The sequence below is a fragment of the Streptomyces sp. NPDC052043 genome (assembly GCF_044548235.1).
In the GTDB taxonomy this organism is placed as follows: Bacteria; Actinomycetota; Actinomycetes; order Streptomycetales; family Streptomycetaceae; genus Streptomyces.
The window spans coordinates 89,851-106,775 of the sequence record NZ_JBIUBT010000013.1; the positions used below are offsets into that span (position 1 = coordinate 89,851).

Genomic DNA, 16,925 nt, shown 5'->3' on the forward strand with positions numbered 1-16,925 from the left:
GACACAATGGGGACCATGCAGACCGTGACCGCCGTGGCGCACCGCGGCGACCCCTACCGCTTCCGCGAGAACACCGTCGACTCACTGCGCTCCGCGTTCGACCAGGGCGCGGACGCGGTCGAGATCGACGTACGGCTGACCCGGGACGGCGTTCCGGTGCTGCTCCACGACGAGTCGCTCAAGCGGCTGTGGGCCCACGACCGGCCGTTGCACGCGCTGTCCGCGGCGGAGCTGCTCGGACTGACGGGCGGCCGGGTGCCCACGCTGGAGGACGCGCTCACCGCGGCGGACGCCGGCCGCGTCATGATCGACCTGCCGGGCCCGGCCCACCCGCGGGCGGTGCGGCGGATCGTCGACGTGGTCGACGCGTGCGGCGCGCGGGACCGCGTGTACTACTGCGCGGGCGCCGAGGCCATGCTCGCGGTGCGGGCCGCCGACCCGGCCGCCGAGATCGCGCTGACCTGGACGACGCTCGCGCCGCCGCGGGCCGGGCTGCTGGCCGCGGTGCGGCCCCGGTGGCTGAACTACCGCTTCACCCTGGTGGACCGGGACCTCGCCGCCCGCGTCCACCGCGACGGCTACCTGCTGTCCGTCTGGACCCCCGACACCCGCCGCTCCCTGCGCCGCCTCCTCGACCTCGGCGCCGACTCGATCACGACCAACCGGGTCGACCTGCTGCACACCCTGCGCACCGCGCAGACCACGGCACCGTAGGGGACGGCCCCCGACAACACCCCGGTACGGTCCGCCACTTGATCCGGGTCGCGTCGGGGACGGCTGCCCTCCCCGGCGACGATCCGCCGGGCGCCGCACGCCTGAAAGTCCGGCGCCCGCTACGGCTACAGCACCGTGCTCGGTGCGACCCGCGACCTGAGCCGCACTCTCGTCTACTCGGTCAACTCCACCGACGCCAAGGGCGAATCCATGAACCCGGTGGCCGAACGCATCGCGCTGGCGGCGCTCAGGTAGCCGACGGTCCGCCCAGCAGGCGGCGGGCCACCGCGTGCGACGCCACCGTGGCCGCGCCCGCAAGGCCCAGGCCGAGGACCAGGTCCCGGGGACGCGTGGGGCGCAGAACGCCGGCGCGGCGCAGACGGGCACGGGCCCAGAGGGTGAAGGGAACGACCAGCACGGGCGACGTCGCGGAGCCGGGGGTGCAGCCGCGCACCGCCGCGGCCTGGGCCAGGTGGACCAGGCCGTGCAGTCCGAAGGCGTTCAGCGCCATCTGGTACACCGCGGAACGCCCGCCGCTCGCCCGGCCCGTGGCGGACGCCGCGGCGACGATCGTGCCCATCACCGCCACGGCCACCGCGAACTCACGCGCGTCCACGGACCCGAGCCGCCGCCACACCGCCTCCGGCACTGCCGGGAAGCGCTCCCGCAGCACCGGCGCACCGCGCCGCAGCCAGGCCCGCATGGCGGCGAGCTCCTCCACGTCGTGCAGCGCCCAGGCCGCCAGCAGTCCGAACGTGACGGCGGGGCCCACCTGTTGGTCGTTCGGCGTGTGCGTCACGGAGGTGAGTCTGCCAGGGCCTCTCGCAGCAGGCCCTAGAGGCCCACGATGGCGTTCCAGCGCTTGGCGAACTCCATGCGCTCGTCGGAGGACATGTCCCGGGCGATGGCGAGGCGCTTGCGCATGGTGGAGTCGGGGAAGATCAGCGGGTTCTCCGCGAGTTCGGCGGTCTCCTTGTCCTTGGAGTCGGCGAGCACGGCCTGGGCCGCCGGGACCGGGCAGACGTAGTTGACCCAGGCGGCGAGCTCCGCGGCGACCTCGGGCTCGTAGTAGTAGTCGATCAGGCTCTCCGCGTTGGCCTTGTGGGTCGACCGGTTGGGGATCATCCAGGAGTCCGACCACAACTCGGCGCCCTCCTCGGGCACGACGAAGCGGATGTCGGGGTTGTCCGCCTGGAGCTGGATCACGTCGCCCGAGTAGGCCTGGCAGGCCAGGACGTCCCCGCTGACCAGGTCCTTGGTGTAGTCGTTGCCGGTGAAGCGGCGGATCTGGCCCCTGCGGACCTGCCGCTCCACCTGGTCGCAGACCTTGTCGAAGTCCCGGGTCTCCCACTTGGTGATGTCCACGCCGTTGGCCTGCATCAGCAGGGCGAACGCCTCGTCCAGGCCGGAGAGCAGAGTGACCTTGCCCTTGAGGTCGCTCGCCCACAGGTCGGAGACCTGGCGTATCTCGCGGCCGAGCTTGCGGCGGTTGTAGGCGATGCCGGTGATGCCCGACTGGTACGGCATCGTGAACTTGCGTCCCGGGTCGAAGGCGGGGTCGCGCAGCAGCGGGTCGAGGTACTCGGCCACCTGCGGCTGACGGGCGCGGTCCATCTCCTGCACCCAGCCCAGCCGGACGAACCGCGCACACAGCCAGTCGCTGATCACGATCAGATCGCGACCCGGATCCTGATGGTTCATCAGCGACGGGCTGATCTTGCCGAAGAACTCGTCGTTGTCGTTGATCTCCTCGACGTAGTCGACGGTGATGCCCGTCTGCTTCTCGAAGGCCTCCAGGGTGGGCCGCTTGTTCGGGTTCTTGTCGTCGGTGTCGATGTAGAGCGGCCAGTTCGCCCAGATCAGCCGGTGGTCGGTGGCGGAGCTGTCCGGGATGGCGCGGTCACCGGGCTGGACGTAGGCGGCGGGCACCCCGCACCCGGCGAGCGCACCGAGCGCGGCCGTGCCGCCCAGGGCGCGCAGCAGGGAGCGGCGGGAGAGCGGGGGCGTGTTCGCAGTCTTGGGCACCGGCCCAGGATGCCGCTCGCCCCGCGGCCGGACAATCGACGCAGCGTCGAGCACGCGGGGAGGGAGCCGACACCTTGTCGATCAACGCCCGGGACGGCGCCCGGCCGTGGACACACCGCGGCCCCGGACGGTCCGTCCCCCGTCCGGGGCCGCGAGCGGGCGAGCCGTGCGATCAGCGCATCACGCGGTCAGCGGCACGCTGTCCGTGCCGCGCGGCCGACGTCATACGTCGGCCGGCCGGCGTCACGCGTCACGCAGTCGGCGTCACGCGTCGAGCGACGTCATGACGTGCTTGATCCGCGTGTAGTCCTCGAAGCCGTACGCCGACAGGTCCTTGCCGTAGCCGGACTTCTTGAAGCCGCCGTGCGGCATCTCGGCGACCAGCGGGATGTGGGTGTTGATCCACACGCAGCCGAAGTCGAGCTTCTTGGACATCCGCATGGCGCGGGAGTGGTCCTTGGTCCACACCGAGGAGGCCAGCGCGTAGTCGACGCCGTTGGCCCACTCCACCGCCTGGTCCTCGTCCGAGAAGGACTGCACGGTGATGACCGGGCCGAAGACCTCCCGCTGGATGATCTCGTCGTCCTGCTTGAGGCCCGAGACGACGGTCGGGGCGTAGAAGTAGCCCTTGTCGCCGACCTGGTGGCCGCCGGCCTCGACCTTGGCGTGGGCGGGCAGCCGCTCGATGAAGCCGGCCACCTGCTTGAGCTGGTTGGGGTTGTTCAGCGGGCCGAACAGGACGTCCTCGTCGTCCGGCTGCCCGGTCTTGGTCTCGGCCGCGGCCTTGGCGAGCGCGGAGACGAACGCGTCGTGGATGGACTCGTGGACGAGGACGCGGGTCGCGGCCGTGCAGTCCTGACCGGCGTTGAAGAAACCGGCGACCGAGATGTCCTCGACGGCCTTGTCGATGTCGGTGTCCTCGAAGACCACGACCGGGGCCTTGCCGCCCAGCTCCAGGTGGACGCGCTTTAGGTCCTTGGAGGCCGACTCGGCGACGGACATGCCGGCGCGCACGGAGCCGGTGATGGAGGCCATCGCCGGGGTCGGGTGCTCCACCATCAGGCGGCCGGTGTCGCGGTCGCCGCAGATGACGTTGAAGACGCCCTTGGGCAGGACCGAGCCGATGATGTCGGCGATCAGGACCGTGGAGGCGGGGGTGGTGTCCGACGGCTTGAGGACGACCGTGTTGCCGGCGGCGAGCGCCGGGGCGAACTTCCACACGGCCATCATCATCGGGTAGTTCCACGGCGCGACCTGCGCGCAGACGCCGATCGGCTCGCGGCGGATGATGGAGGTCAGACCCTCCATGTACTCGCCGGCCGAGCGGCCCTCCAGCATCCGCGCCGCACCCGCGAAGAAGCGGATCTGGTCGACCATCGGCGGGATCTCCTCGGAGCGGGTCAGCCCGATCGGCTTGCCCGTGTTCTCCACCTCGGCCGCGATCAGTTCCTCGGCGCGTTCCTCGAAGGCGTCCGCGATCTTCAGCAGGGCCTTCTGGCGCTCCGCCGGAGTGGTGTCGCGCCAGCCCGGGAAGGCCGCCGCCGCGGCCTCCATGGCGGCGTCGACGTCCGCCTGCCCGGACAGCGGCGCGGTCGCGTACGCCTCGCCCGTCGCGGGGTTGACCACCTCGGTGGTCCGTCCGTCGGCGGCGTCCCGGAACTCACCGTCGATGTAGTTACGGAGCTTGCGCAGCCGTCCCAGCTCGGTGCTCACTGCCCGGCCCTCCTGGTCTGTTCACGATGTCCCATCACTGAGGCACCCACCCTAGTCCGCGGTGCGACGTTTTCAACACCCCCGTCCGGCCGAGTTCTGCGAAATCCGCACGTCTCGGTATCGCAAACAACGAATTTCATCGCATCGGCCTTGCGGAACTGTCGATCCGTCGTGCAGAGTGAGGTCGTGGCCAGTCGAAGCGCAGGGCAAAGGGACTCCCGCGAGTCCAGGCACGGGAGCGGCAGCTCGCACCTGGACGCCGTCTCCCTCGCCATCATCGAGCAGTTGCAGGAGGACGGCCGCCGTCCGTACGCCGCCATCGGCAAGGCCGTGGGCCTGTCCGAGGCGGCCGTGCGCCAGCGCGTCCAGAAGCTGCTCGACCAGGGCGTGATGCAGATCGTCGCCGTCACCGACCCGCTCACCGTGGGCTTCCGTCGACAGGCGATGGTCGGGATCAACGTCGAGGGCGACACGGAGTCCGTGGCCGACGCGCTGACCGGCATGTCGGAAGTCGAGTACGTGGTGATGACCGCGGGCTCGTTCGACATCCTCGCCGAGATCGTCTGCGAGGACGACGACCAGCTGCTGGACGTCATCAACAAACGCATCCGGGCACTGCCCGGCGTGCGCTCCACCGAGAGCTTCGTCTACCTCAAGCTCAAGAAGCAGACCTACATGTGGGGAACCCGATAACCGTGAGCAAGGACCTCAGCCGTACCGCGTACGATCACCTGTGGATGCACTTCACCCGCATGTCCTCGTACGAGAACGCCCCCGTGCCGACGATCGTGCGCGGCGAGGGCACCTACATCTACGACGACAAGGGCAAGCGCTACCTCGACGGTCTCGCGGGTCTGTTCGTGGTCCAGGCCGGTCACGGCCGCACGGAGCTGGCCGAGACCGCGTTCAAGCAGGCGCAGGAGCTGGCGTTCTTCCCCGTCTGGTCCTACGCCCACCCCAAGGCCGTCGAGCTGGCCGAGCGGCTGGCCGACTACGCGCCGGGCGACCTGAACAAGGTCTTCTTCACCACCGGCGGCGGTGAGGCGGTCGAGACCGCCTGGAAGCTCGCCAAGCAGTACTTCAAGCTGACCGGCAAGCCCACCAAGCACAAGGTCATATCCCGCGCGGTGGCCTACCACGGCACCCCGCAGGGCGCCCTGTCCATCACCGGACTGCCGGGCCTGAAGGCGCCGTTCGAGCCGCTGGTGCCGGGCGCGCACAAGGTCCCGAACACCAACATCTACCGCGCCCCGCTCTTCGGCGACGACCCGGAGGCCTTCGGCCGCTGGGCCGCCGACCAGATCGAGCAGCAGATCCTCTTCGAGGGCCCGGACACGGTCGCCGCGGTCTTCCTGGAGCCGGTGCAGAACGCCGGCGGCTGCTTCCCGCCGCCGCCCGGATACTTCCAGCGGGTGCGCGAGATCTGCGACCAGTACGACGTGCTGCTCGTCTCCGACGAGGTCATCTGCGCCTTCGGCCGCCTGGGCACCATGTTCGCCTGCGACAAGTTCGACTACGTCCCGGACATGATCACCTGCGCCAAGGGCATGACCTCGGGCTACTCCCCGATCGGCGCCTGCATCATCTCCGACCGCCTCGCCGAGCCGTTCTACAAGGGCGACAACACCTTCCTGCACGGCTACACCTTCGGCGGCCACCCGGTCTCCGCCGCGGTGGGCCTGGCCAACCTCGACCTGTTCGAGCGCGAGGGCCTCAACCAGCACGTGCTGGACAACGAGGGCGCCTTCCTCTCCACCCTCCAGAAGCTGCACGACCTGCCGATCGTCGGCGACGTCCGCGGCAACGGCTTCTTCTACGGCATCGAGCTGGTGAAGGACAAGAACACCAAGGAGTCCTTCAACGACGAGGAGACCGAGCGGGTCCTGTACGGCTTCCTGTCCAAGGCGCTGTACGACAACGGCCTGTACTGCCGTGCCGACGACCGCGGCGACCCGGTCGTCCAGCTCGCCCCGCCGCTGATCTCCAACCAGGAGACCTTCGACGAGATCGAGCAGATCCTGCGCGCGACCCTGTCGGAGGCGTGGACCAAGCTGTGACCGCGGCGGTGCGACCGCCGCGCGAAAAGCGCACACCTGCGATCAGCTGATCATCACCGGCCCCGGTGCCGTCCGTTCGAGTGAGAAACGGCGGCCCGGGGCCGTGTGCTGTCCGGCCTCCCCGGAGGGGCTGCCTAGCGTGCCCTTGACGCGTCACTCTGCGTCGGACCGGTCCCGTGACCCGAGGTCTTCACACTCGTTCACCCGTACGGGGGACACGGCACGGCATTCCCGATGAGAACCGAGGTGTACGCCCATGGACGTCCCACCCGACAACGAGGTGCTCTGGGCGCGGGCCCTGCACTACACCCACGACGACGGGTCGCCCGCCCTCGGCGGCGTCTCCCTCGGTGTCGCGCAGGGCGAGATCGTCGCCGTGAGCGGGCCGAGCGGCAGCGGCAAGACGACCCTGCTGCGATGCCTGTCCGGCCTGACGCGGGTGCGGCACGGCGAGGTCTGGTTCAACAGCGTCCCCGTGCACACCCTCGGCCCGCTGGCCCGTGAGCGGCTGCGCCGGGACCGGTTCGGCTGGGTCGACCCCGCGCCGGTGCTCGTGCCGGAGCTGAACGTCTGGGAGAACACGGCCCTGCCCCTGATGCTGCGTGGCACGAGCCGGCGGCGGGCCAAGGTGGCCGCCCTGGAGTGGCTGGAGCGCCTCGACGTCGGCGGCCAGGCCCAGCTGCGCCCGCACCGGCTGCGCCAGGCCGAGCGGCAGCGCGTCTGCATCGCCCGCGCGCTCGCCCCCCTCCCCACGGTGCTGTTCGCCGACGAGCCGACGGCCCCGCTGCACCGCGCCGACCGCGCCCACGTGCTGCGCACGCTGACCACCGCGGCCCGCTCGCACGGCATCACGGTGGTGCTCGCCACGCACGACCCGCAGACCGCGGCCGTCGCGGACCGGACGGTGGCGGTGCTCGACGGACGCTGCGTGAAGACCGTGCACCTGCCCCCGGTCGGCGACACCGCGGAAGGCCGGGCCGCGTGCTCGCTCTCCGTCTGATCCGCGTCGCCCGCCCGGGCGTCCAGCTGCGCCGCCTGACGGTCGTGGCGGCGTCGGCGGGCACGGGCTTCCTGCTGCTGTCCAGCCTCGGCTACGCGCTCGGCCACCCGGAGCACTCCGGCGCGGCGGTGCTGCGGCTGTCCTGGTGCGTGCTGCCCCTGGTCGCGACGGTGTACCTCGCGGTCGCCGTGGCCCGCACCGACTCGGGGACCCGCCCCCGGCCCGGTCTGTCGGCGGTCGGTCTCGGTCCGGGCCGTCTGATGGCCGTCTCCGCGGCCACGACCGCCGTGGCCTGCGGGCTCGGCTCGCTGCTCGCGTTGCTGCTCTTCGCGTACCTGCGCGGCGAGGGCACGGGACTGCCGTTCGACGGCGCGGCCTGGGCGTTCCTGGCGGCCGGGGAGCCGCTGCCGGTGCCGGCGGTGCTGACCCTGCTGGCCGTCGTCCCCGTGCTCGCCTCGACGGCGGTCGCGCTGGTGCTGTACCCCCGGGACGCGAGGCCCGCGGCGGCCCGGAGCACCGGCCGGAAGTTCGGCCGCTTCGGGGCCTACCGGCGCACCGGCACGCAGGAGACGTTCGGGGCGTACGGCCGGTTCGGCGCACGCCTCGGCGACGGGACCGCGCGGCGGCAGAGCCGGTCGGCGACGGCGTGCGCGACCCGGCCCACGGAGACGGCCGACGGCCCGGCGCGAGCCGGGACCGACCCGGCCGAGACCGATCCGGCCGAGGCCCGCGCGACCGGCACGGACCTGACCGGCATCGAGCCGCCGGACACCCTCGGGGACGCCGGCCACGAGGACTCCGGCCGCAAGCCCGTGCCCGACGACCCCGATCCCCACCGGCCCTCGGCCCCGCGCAAACCGCCCACCGGGCTCCCCTGGGGCATCGCCGTACTCGCCGCCGGCCTGACCGTGGAGACCTACGCCGGACGGTCCACCACACCCGGGGCCGCCTCCGGACCGGCCCTCCCCGGCGGCCTGGCGGCCGACTCCGCCCTGGTCCTCGTCGGCTGGCTGATGACCGCCCTCGGCCTCGCGCTGGCCGGGCCCGGCCTCACCCACCTGTGCGGGCGTGTGCTCCAGTCCGCGCGCCCCGGAGCCCTGCGGCTCCTGGCCGGCCGTGTCCTGATGGAGGAGGCGGGCCGCATCGGCCGCCCACTCGGTGTGGTCTGCGCGGTGGCGTCGGGGACGTACGCCATGGTCGCGGCCTACGACGGCACCGCTCGGCCGCTCGGCCCGTTGACGACGTTGGGCACGCTGCTCGTCGCCGGCTGCGCCCTGGCCACCCTGCTGATCGCCGTCGTCGAGGCGCGGCAGTCCCGCGCCGGCACCAACGCCGCGCTGCTGCGGCTCGGCGCGCCGTCCACGATGCTGCGCTCCGCCGTCCTCCTGCGCGCCTGCGCCCTGCTGGCCCTGTTCGTCCCACTGACCATGGTGGTCGCCGATCTCGCCGCACTGCCGCTGAACCCCTGAGCCCAGCGGCCCGGCGCCGGCGGTCCACCGGCGCCGGACAAGACGTACGAGAAAATCCCGTGGCCGGCGATGAGTTCCGCGCGGGCCCCGGGTCCACCCCTGTGAACGGCAACGAACCTCGATGGGAGAGACCCCGCCATGTACCAGCAGATGGTCTTCGTGAACCTGGCGACGAACGACGTGGCCGCGTCCAGGACGTTCTTCACCGAGCTCGGCTACACCATCAACCCTCAGTTCTCCAGCGACGACTGCGTCTGCGTCGTCATCAGTGACACGATCATCGCGATGCTGCTCAGCAGGCAGCACTACGCCACCTTCACCAAGAAGGAGATCGCGGACTCGACGAAGTCCAGCGAGGTGCTGATCTGCCTGAGCGCGGAGAGCCGCGAGAAGGTCGACGAGCTGCTGCAGAAGGCGGTCGCGGCCGGCGGCACCGCGAGCGGCGAGACCCAGGACCATGGCTTCATGTACGGCCGCTCCTTCGACGACCTCGACGGCCACACCTGGGAGGTCATGTGGATGGACCCGGCGGCGGTGCAGAGCTGAGCCCACGGGGGTGAGGCTCACAGCGGTCCGGGCGGGTGCGTCGGCACCCGCCCGACTCATGCCAACACCGTTGAAACATTTACCTAGTTAATAATGAGGTAAAGTCAACGCCGGTGGGAGGCTTTCAGATTGACACTCCCGCCGGAGCGCTTATAAACCTGAGCCTCCTGGGGTTGCTGGGGGATCGACCTCACCGTCGCCCCAACGCCCCGCAAACCCCCCGCAATTGGGCATCCCGTGAAGGGCAAAGTGGCTATCTTGTCCATATCCCGTCGTACCGCACGCACTGTGCGCATCCTCGGTGTCGCCTCCGCGTCCGCCGCGCTCGCTCTCGGCGCCGCGGGCAACGCGCTCGCCTGTGACATCAAGGACTTCTCCGCCGAAGCCAAGTGTGACGGCGACAACGGTGTCATCGTCGTCAAGAGCATCGACTCCTCCAGCACCTCGGCCACGGTCACCGTGTTCCTCGAGGACAAGGGTGCCGACGCCAAGAAGATCGGCGAGCAGGAGATCAAGGGCTCGCGTCAGGGGACCACGGTCTCCTTCCCCGAGGACTGGCAGCCGAACGCGGTCTACCGGATCCACGTCGAGACCGCGAAGAACAGCCGGTTCAAGGTCAACGCGGACATCAAGCCGAACCTGGTGGCTCCGGCAACCGCGTGCAAGACCGAGACGCCGACCGAGGAGCCGACCGACTCCACCACGCCGTCTCAGCCGGAGTCGTCGGCCCCGGCGCCTTCGGAGTCCGCTCCGGAGTCGGAGGCCCCGTCGCAGGACGCGTCCGCGACGCCGTCCGCCTCGGAGAGCACCACCGCTCCCGCGGGCGCCGAGAACAACGCTCCGTCGCCCGCCGTCGGTGACTCCAACCTCGCCGAGACCGGTGCCGACTCCAACACCGGCATGATCGCCGGCATCGCGGCCGCCCTGGTCGTCGTCGGCGGTGGCGCGGTCTTCTTCGGCCTGCGCCGCCGCGGAGCGAACAGCAACAGCTGACGCCCCCGGCACACCGACCGTGGCCCGTCCCCGAACTCGGGGGCGGGCCACCGTCGTTCGCCAGTGCCGCGACAGGCAACGTTTGCCCCGTCGCGGCACTAGGGCCTGTTGCGAAAGTCCCGCCTGCCCCGCGACGCCATGCACGCTCCCCCAAGCTCTTCGAGCAGGGGGGACCCCCACTCGCCGCACCGGGCCCTGACCCAAGTACATCCAGTACGAGGGCCAGGGCCCGGCACGCCGAGAGCACGCACCTGACGCCGCGAGGCCCGCCCTCCGGGCGGACGACGGGACTTTCGCAACAGGCCCTAGAACGTCGCCCACTCCAGCCAGAACTCCAGCAGCTCCCGCTCGCCGAGCACCTCCAACCCGGGACTGTCCAGGGGCAGCCGGTTGTAGAACGCGAGCAGCACGGAGGTGAGCGGCCCGCGCAGGACGACGGTCGCCTTCTCGTGACCGCGGCGCCAGACGACGCCGTCCTCGGTGAACTCGATGACCCACTCGGCGTGCAGCTCGGGGTCGCCGTCGGTGGCATGCAGATGGATGCTGCGGCCCGGACCACCCAGCTCCCGGGCGTCCTGCTTCGCCCTGGCCCGCTGGATGAACTCCACGATCTGAAGCCACTCGTCGACGGCGTCGGCGGCCACGTCCGCGGCGACCTCGTAGGGCCGGCCCACGGTCAGCGCCGCGTCGGCACGGTGGATCGTGATCTCGTGGGTCATGCGGCGGGCCCAGAAGCCGCTGTCGAGGAGCCCGGCCCAGGTCCACACCTTCGTGTCCGGTCCGGCCTCGCGGAGGGCGTCGACGACCATCTGGCCGGTCTCCGCCAGCCAGGCGTCCAGCGCGGCCGCATCACCCTGCTCCTCGGGGCCCTGGGCGAGCGGGATCTCCTTGCGCGGGATGTTCTCCTGCGCACGGGTCCTGACCAGCGCCTCGGCCCAACGCAGGGCGCCGCCCATGTGCCGTACCAGCTTCTCCAGTGTCCAGTCCGGGCAGGTCGGCACGGTGCGGGACAGGTCCGCGCCGGAGGTGAGCAGGGATCTCAACTCGTCTACTTGAAGGGTGATCTCGTCGCAGTAACGGTCATGGGAGAGCAGCGTCATGCCCGCACACTAGGGCCTGTCGTTTGGATCAGCCCGGCATGATCCACACGAAAGGCCCTGGGTGGCGCGTGGTCAGTCGAGCACCACGATTTCCGCCGTGTCGAACTCCACCGCCACCTCGTCCCCGACCTCCGGTGCCGCGCGCAGGGCGCAGGCCGCCTCCAGGCGGGGGGCGTTGACGGGCTGGAGGCGGACGGTGACGTGGGTGCCCTTGAAGGTGCGGGCGGTCACCGCGCAGGGCAGGCCCTCGTCGGCGGGGACCAGACGGACACCGGCGGGCCGGACGAGCAGGGTGCGGGTGCCCTGCACCGAGCCGTCGGGGACCGGCACCTTGCCCCACGGGGTGACCGCGACCGCGCCGTCCACGCTCGCCTCCACCACGTTCTCGAAGCCGAGGAAACGGGCCACGAACGCGTCGGCCGGCCGCTGCCACACCTCAAGCGGCGTGCCCGACTGGGCGATCCGGCCGTCCCGCATCACCACGACCCGGTCGGCGAGGGCGAAGGCCTCGCCCTGGTCGTGCGTGACGGCGAGCACGGTGGTGCCCAACCGCCCGAACAGCTCCCGCAGTTCGACGACGAGACGCTCCCGCAGCGAGCGGTCGAGCTGGCCGAGCGGCTCGTCCAGCATCAGCAGCCGCGGCCGGGGGGCGAGCGCCCGGGCGAGGGCCACCCGCTGCTGCTCGCCGCCGGAGAGCGCGGCCACCGCCCGCCGCCCGGCACCGGGCAGCCCGACCAGCTCCAGCAGCTCCCCCACGCGAGCGTCCCGTTCGCCCTTCGCCGCGCCGTGCATGCGCAGGCCGAAGCCGACGTTGCCGGCCACGTCCCGCTGCGGGAACAGCTGGTGGTCCTGGAACATCAGCCCCACCTCGCGGCGGTGCACCGGCACCCCCGCCTGGTCCCGGCCGTCCAGCAGCACCCGCCCGGAGTCCAGCGGCTGAAGCCCGGCCACCGCGCGCAGCAGCGTCGACTTGCCGCTGCCGCTGGGTCCGAGCACGCACACGATCTCGTGCTCGGCGACCGCCAGGTCGACGGCGTCCAGTACGGGCCGCCCGCCGAAGCGCACGGTCGCGGCATCGAGGCTCAGCAGCATCTAGAACTCCCCGGTCCGGTCGGTACGCAGCCGCTCGAGCACGAGCAGCGCCACCGCGCACACCACCATCAGAATCGTGGACAGGGCCATCGCCTGGCCGTAGTTGAGGTCGCCGGGCCGCCCGATCAGACGGGCCACGGCGACCGGCAGCGTCGGGTTGTCGGGCCGCGCGATGAACACGGTCGCCCCGAACTCCCCCAGCGACACCGCGAAGGCGAACCCGGCGGCGATCAGCAGCGCCCGCCGGACCAGGGGCAGGTCGACCTCCCGCCACACCCGCCACGGCGAGGCCCCGAGCACGGCCGCCGCCTCCCGCAGCCGTACGTCCACCGCGCGCAGCACGGGCAGCATGGTCCGCACCACGAAGGGCACGCCGACCAGGGCCTGCGCGAGCGGGACCAGGATCCAGGACTGCCTCAGGTCCAGCGGCGGCCGGTCCAGGGCGATCAGGAAGCCGAAGCCGACGGTCACGGCGGAGACCCCGAGGGGCAGCATCAGCAGCGCGTCGAATCCGCGTACGAGCCGGCCCGCCTCCCGCCGGGTGAGCGCGGCGGCGGCGAGTGCGCCGATCACCACGGCGATGGCGGTCGCGGCGGCGGCATAGCTCAGTGAGGTGCCGACGGCGTTGATGGGCGCGACCAGGAAGGTGCCGCCGTCCGCGTTCGTCAGCGCCCCGTAGTAGCGAAAGCCGGGCGCGGCGAGCGAGCGCTGCACCAGCACGGCGAGCGGCAGTACGAGGAGGACGGCGACGGTGGCGAGGACCGCGGCCAGCAGCGTCCACTGTCCGGCGCCGCGCGGCCGGCGGGCGGTCAGTGAGGCGTCCACCAGCTTCAGCGCGGTCTCCCGGCGCTTCACGGTCCAGGCGTGCACGGCGAGGATCGCGCCCACCGCCGCGAACTGGAGGATCGTCAGGACGGCGGCGGTCGACAGGTCGAAGATCTCGGACGTCTGCCGGTAGATCTCCACCTCGAGCGTGGAGAAGGTGGGGCCGCCGAGGATCTGCACCACGCCGAAGGAGGTGAACGTGAACAGGAAGACCATGAGCGCGGCGGCGGCGACCGCGGGGGCCAGCGCGGGCAGGGTGACCTTGCGCCAGGCGGCGAGCGGCGAGGCGCCGAGCATCCGGGCGGCCTCCTCCTGGCGCGGGTCGAGTCCCGCCCACAGGCCGCCCACGGTCCGTACGACGACGGCGTAGTTGAAGAAGACGTGGGCGAGCAGGATCGCCCACACGGTGGTGTCAAGGCGGACGCCCCACAGCTCGTCGAGCAGGCCGCCGCGCCCGACCAGCGCGAGGAACGCGGTGCCGACCACGACCGTGGGCAGCACGAACGGCACGGTGACGACGGCCCGCAGGACCTGCCGGCCGGGGAAGTCGAGGCGCGCGAAGACATAGGCGCCGGGCAGGGCGACGAGCAGGGTGAGCACGGTGGAGGCGAGCGCCTGCCAGGTGGTGAACCACAGCACGTGCCGGATGTCGGACTGTCCGAGCACCTCGGTGATCCGCTCCAACTGCCAGGACCCGTCCGCCTCCAGGCCGCGCCGGACGATCGCGGCCACGGGGTAGGCGAAGAACACCGCGAAGAACGCGACGGGCACGGCCATGAGGCCGAGCCGCGCCGCGTTCCCCGTGCGGCGGCCGCGTCCGCGGCCTACCTGAGGACGAACGAGGTCCACGACTTGACCCACTGGTCACGGTTGGCGGAGATCCTGTCGGGGGCCATGGTCTCGGGGTTCTTGGCCTGGGGCCCGTACTCGGAGAACTCCTTGGGCACCTGGGCGCCTTCGCGCACCGGGTAGACGAACATGTTCAGCGGCATGTCGTCCTGGAACTTCTTGGAGATCAGGAAGTCCAGGAAGGCCTTGCCCCCTTCGGCGTTCCGGGCGTTGGAGAGCAGACCCGCGTACTCGACCTGGCGGAAGCAGGTGCCCTGCGCGACGCCGGTCGGCGCGGTCTTCGGCCGCGGGTCGGCGTAGATGACCTCCGCGGGCGGCGAGGAGGCGTAGGAGACGACGAGGGGACGGTCGCCCTTGGCCTTCCTGCCGCCGGCGGAACCGGAGAACTCCTGGTTGTAGGCCTGCTCCCAGCCGTCGACGACCTTGACGCCGTTGGCCTTGAGCTTCTTCCAGTAGTCCTGCCAGCCCTTGTCCCCGTACTGCGCGGCGGTGCCGAGCAGGAAGCCGAGGCCGGGCGAGGAGGTGGCGGCGTTCTCGGTGACGAGGAGGTTCTTGTACTCCGGCTTGACCAGGTCGCCGAACGAGGCGGGCGGGGTCAGCTTGTGGTCGGCGAAGTACTTCTTGTCGTAGTTGACGCAGATGTCGCCGGTGTCGATGGGCGTGACCCGGTGCTTCGCCTCGTCGACCCGGTACTGCGGCAGGACCAGGTCGGCGCCCTTCGGCTCGTACGGCTGGAACAGCCCGTTGTCCAGAGCGCGGGACAGCAGCGTGTTGTCGACGCCGAAGAAGACGTCGCCCTGCGGGTTGTCCTTGGTGAGGATGGCCTTGTTGACGGCCTGGCCGGCGTCGCCGTCCTCGAGGACCTTGACCTTGTAGCCGGAGCTCTTCTCGAAGTCCGCGATGACGCCCTTGGACGCGGCCCACGAGTCGTGGCTGACCAGCGTCACCGTTCTGGAGCCCGCGGAGTCCTTGTCGTTCGGTGACGAGCCGCACGCCGACAGCGTGACCAGGCCGAGCCCGACCGCGACTGCCGTGAACGTCTTGATGTGCACTGGATGTCCTCCTGGGGGTTGGCCAGGAAGAGACGCGGCCCTGCCCGGGTTCCGCGAGGCAGACCCGGGCAGGGCACAACAGCTTGAGTGATGACCGAACTTCCTACCCAGAATGACCTGGGCGAGGTTCAGAGGGTCTGCGGCCGGTGCCGCACTCTCAGCGCTGTGGCGCTCCCCTGTCGGAATATGAAGATGTGTACGGTCTCAGCCTACCGTCCGGCTACCTTTCAGCTACCTCTCGGTGGCGGCCAGCTGACCGCAGGCGCCGTCGATCTCCTGACCCCGGGTGTCCCGGATGGTCACCGGCACACCGTGGGCGGCGATCGCCTCGACGAACGCCTTCTCGTCCTCGGGCCGGGACGCGGTCCACTTCGAGCCGGGCGTCGGGTTCAGCGGGATGAGGTTGACGTGCACCGGCCTGCCCTTGAGCAGCCGGCCGAGCCGGTCACCGCGCCACGCCTGGTCGTTGATGTCCCGGATCAGCGCGTACTCGATGGACAGCCGGCGCCCGGACCTGGCGGTGTACTCGAATCCGGCGTCGAGCACCTCCCGCACCTTCCACCGCGTGTTGACGGGAACGAGGGTGTCGCGCAGTTCGTCGTCCGGCGCGTGCAGGGAGATGGCGAGCCGGCACTTGAAGCCCTCGTCGGAGAACCGGTGGATCGCCGGCACCAGGCCCACCGTCGAGACGGTGATCCCACGCTGGGACAGGCCGAGCCCGTCCGGCTCGGGGTCGGTCAGGGCGCGGATGGCGCCGACGACGCGGTTGTAGTTGGCGAGCGGCTCGCCCATGCCCATGAAGACGATGTTCGACAGGCGGGCGGGGCCTCCGGGGACCTCTCCGTCCCGCAGGGCGCGCATCCCGTCCACGATCTGGTGCACGATCTCGGCGGTGGACAGGTTCCGGTCGAGTCCGGCCTGTCCGGTGGCGCAGAACGGGCAGTTCATGCCGCAGCCCGCCTGCGAGCTGATGCACATGGTCACCCGGTCCGGGTAGCGCATGAGCACCGACTCCACGAGCGTGCCGTCGAACAGCCGCCACAGCGTCTTGCGGGTGGTCCCCTGATCGGTCGACAGATGCCGCACGACCGTCATCAGCTCGGGAAGCAGCGCTTCCTGGAGCTTGGCGCGGGATCCGGCGGGGATGTCGGTCCACTGCTGCGGATCGTGCGCGTACCGCGCGAAGTAGTGCTGCGACAGCTGCTTGGCACGGAACGGCTTCTCGCCGATCGCGGCGACGGCCTCCTTGCGCTCGGCGGGCGACAGGTCGGCAAGGTGTCGCGGCGGCTTCTTGGCACCGCGCGGGGCGACGAAAGTGAGTTCTCCGGGCTTAGGCATGGCTGTACCAGTGTCGCAGATCCACTTGGGTGACCTGGGACTGTCGGTCTGGACGCCTGTCGCTGGTGGTCGTCATCTGTCGTCGCTGATCCCCCTCGGACGGCCCACAGACGGCCCGGGACTGCACCGGAGCTGGCTGCGTCTACCAGCGT

15 protein-coding genes, 1 pseudogene and 1 riboswitch are annotated in these 16,925 nt (G+C 71.1%); of the genes and pseudogenes, 8 read left to right on the plus strand and 8 right to left on the minus strand.

From position 1 onward, the window contains the following. Positions 1-15 precede the first annotated feature (15 nt). Together ACIHCX_RS29055 and ACIHCX_RS29060 are read left to right on the plus strand one after the other, a co-directional pair. Complete coding sequence (locus ACIHCX_RS29055) at positions 16-714, plus strand: glycerophosphodiester phosphodiesterase (RefSeq protein WP_400034601.1); 699 nt, start codon at positions 16-18, stop codon at positions 712-714. Between the two features lie 105 nt (positions 715-819). Then, positions 820-969, plus strand: a pseudogene (locus ACIHCX_RS29060) (peptidase); the annotation flags it as partial. Here ACIHCX_RS29060 and ACIHCX_RS29065 read toward each other — a convergent pair. From ACIHCX_RS29065 to ACIHCX_RS29075, 3 genes are all read right to left on the minus strand, one after another. Further along, entirely contained in the window at positions 962-1,513 is a 552-nt protein-coding gene (locus ACIHCX_RS29065; RefSeq protein WP_400034603.1) for an HXXEE domain-containing protein, read from the minus strand. The pseudogene ACIHCX_RS29060 and the gene ACIHCX_RS29065 sit on opposite strands and share 8 nt — an antisense overlap. Positions 1,514-1,548: 35 nt before the next feature. After that, positions 1,549-2,739 (minus strand): PotD/PotF family extracellular solute-binding protein, encoded by a 1,191-nt coding sequence (locus ACIHCX_RS29070; protein WP_400034605.1) that lies wholly within the window; start codon positions 2,737-2,739, stop codon positions 1,549-1,551. A 264-nt stretch (positions 2,740-3,003) separates the two neighbouring features. Then, entirely contained in the window at positions 3,004-4,452 is a 1,449-nt protein-coding gene (locus ACIHCX_RS29075) for a gamma-aminobutyraldehyde dehydrogenase (RefSeq protein ID WP_400034607.1), read from the minus strand. 171 nt (positions 4,453-4,623) lie between these two features. On the opposite strand from ACIHCX_RS29075, the gene ACIHCX_RS29080 reads away from it, so the two are divergent. The 6 genes from ACIHCX_RS29080 (at position 4,624) to ACIHCX_RS29105 (ending at position 10,517) form a co-directional block, all read left to right on the plus strand. Further along, positions 4,624-5,145: an Lrp/AsnC family transcriptional regulator gene (locus tag ACIHCX_RS29080; RefSeq protein ID WP_400034609.1), complete on the plus strand. Its 522-nt coding sequence runs from the start codon at positions 4,624-4,626 to the stop codon at positions 5,143-5,145. Beyond that, a complete protein-coding gene (locus ACIHCX_RS29085; protein WP_400034611.1) occupies positions 5,130-6,509 on the plus strand; it encodes an aspartate aminotransferase family protein in 1,380 nt (459 codons plus the stop codon). The genes ACIHCX_RS29080 and ACIHCX_RS29085 overlap by 16 nt, the downstream gene beginning before the upstream one ends. Before the next feature lie 256 nt (positions 6,510-6,765). Continuing rightward, positions 6,766-7,509 (plus strand): ABC transporter ATP-binding protein, encoded by a 744-nt coding sequence (locus ACIHCX_RS29090; RefSeq protein WP_400034613.1) that lies wholly within the window; start codon positions 6,766-6,768, stop codon positions 7,507-7,509. Next, the gene (locus ACIHCX_RS29095) at positions 7,491-8,978 is read left to right on the plus strand and encodes a hypothetical protein (RefSeq protein ID WP_400034615.1); all 1,488 of its coding nucleotides are present in this window, start codon (positions 7,491-7,493) and stop codon (positions 8,976-8,978) included. Before ACIHCX_RS29090 ends, ACIHCX_RS29095 begins: the two co-directional genes overlap by 19 nt. Before the next feature lie 138 nt (positions 8,979-9,116). Then, entirely contained in the window at positions 9,117-9,524 is a 408-nt protein-coding gene (locus tag ACIHCX_RS29100) for a VOC family protein (RefSeq protein WP_400034617.1), read from the plus strand. Between the two features lie 249 nt (positions 9,525-9,773). Beyond that, on the plus strand, positions 9,774-10,517 hold the full coding sequence (locus tag ACIHCX_RS29105; protein WP_400034619.1) for an LAETG motif-containing sortase-dependent surface protein: 744 nt from the start codon (positions 9,774-9,776) through the stop codon (positions 10,515-10,517). A 305-nt stretch (positions 10,518-10,822) separates the two neighbouring features. Here ACIHCX_RS29105 and ACIHCX_RS29110 read toward each other — a convergent pair whose 3' ends face one another. The 5 genes from ACIHCX_RS29110 to rlmN form a co-directional block, all read right to left on the minus strand. Continuing rightward, complete coding sequence (locus ACIHCX_RS29110; RefSeq protein ID WP_400034621.1) at positions 10,823-11,617, minus strand: maleylpyruvate isomerase N-terminal domain-containing protein; 795 nt, start codon at positions 11,615-11,617, stop codon at positions 10,823-10,825. A gap of 72 nt (positions 11,618-11,689) precedes the next feature. Further along, positions 11,690-12,709 (minus strand): ABC transporter ATP-binding protein, encoded by a 1,020-nt coding sequence (locus tag ACIHCX_RS29115; protein WP_400034623.1) that lies wholly within the window; start codon positions 12,707-12,709, stop codon positions 11,690-11,692. Continuing rightward, positions 12,710-14,311 (minus strand): ABC transporter permease, encoded by a 1,602-nt coding sequence (locus tag ACIHCX_RS29120; protein WP_400034625.1) that lies wholly within the window; start codon positions 14,309-14,311, stop codon positions 12,710-12,712. It abuts the gene before it with no gap. A 47-nt stretch (positions 14,312-14,358) separates the two neighbouring features. After that, positions 14,359-15,435 carry a thiamine ABC transporter substrate binding subunit gene (locus ACIHCX_RS29125; RefSeq protein WP_400034627.1) on the minus strand — a complete coding sequence of 359 codons (1,077 nt, stop codon included), beginning with the start codon at positions 15,433-15,435 and terminating at the stop codon, positions 14,359-14,361. An 82-nt stretch (positions 15,436-15,517) separates the two neighbouring features. Beyond that, positions 15,518-15,623: riboswitch (TPP riboswitch) on the minus strand. A gap of 43 nt (positions 15,624-15,666) precedes the next feature. After that, positions 15,667-16,773 carry a 23S rRNA (adenine(2503)-C(2))-methyltransferase RlmN gene (rlmN, locus tag ACIHCX_RS29130; RefSeq protein ID WP_400034629.1) on the minus strand — a complete coding sequence of 369 codons (1,107 nt, stop codon included), beginning with the start codon at positions 16,771-16,773 and terminating at the stop codon, positions 15,667-15,669. Between the last annotated feature and the right edge of the window lie 152 nt (positions 16,774-16,925).

What these genes read in the sequence shown, in the direction of transcription:
- ACIHCX_RS29090 (WP_400034613.1), top strand. Translation starts at nt 6,766, where the DNA reads ATGGACGTCCCACCCGACAACGAGGTGCTCTGGGCGCGGGCCCTGCAC.
- ACIHCX_RS29110 (WP_400034621.1), bottom strand. Translation starts at nt 11,617, where the DNA reads ATGACGCTGCTCTCCCATGACCGTTACTGCGACGAGATCACCCTTCAA.
- ACIHCX_RS29055 (WP_400034601.1), top strand. Translation starts at nt 16, where the DNA reads ATGCAGACCGTGACCGCCGTGGCGCACCGCGGCGACCCCTACCGCTTC.
- ACIHCX_RS29100 (WP_400034617.1), top strand. Translation starts at nt 9,117, where the DNA reads ATGTACCAGCAGATGGTCTTCGTGAACCTGGCGACGAACGACGTGGCC.
- rlmN (WP_400034629.1), bottom strand. Translation starts at nt 16,773, where the DNA reads ATGCCTAAGCCCGGAGAACTCACTTTCGTCGCCCCGCGCGGTGCCAAG.
- ACIHCX_RS29115 (WP_400034623.1), bottom strand. Translation starts at nt 12,709, where the DNA reads ATGCTGCTGAGCCTCGATGCCGCGACCGTGCGCTTCGGCGGGCGGCCC.
- ACIHCX_RS29120 (WP_400034625.1), bottom strand. Translation starts at nt 14,311, where the DNA reads ATGGCCGTGCCCGTCGCGTTCTTCGCGGTGTTCTTCGCCTACCCCGTG.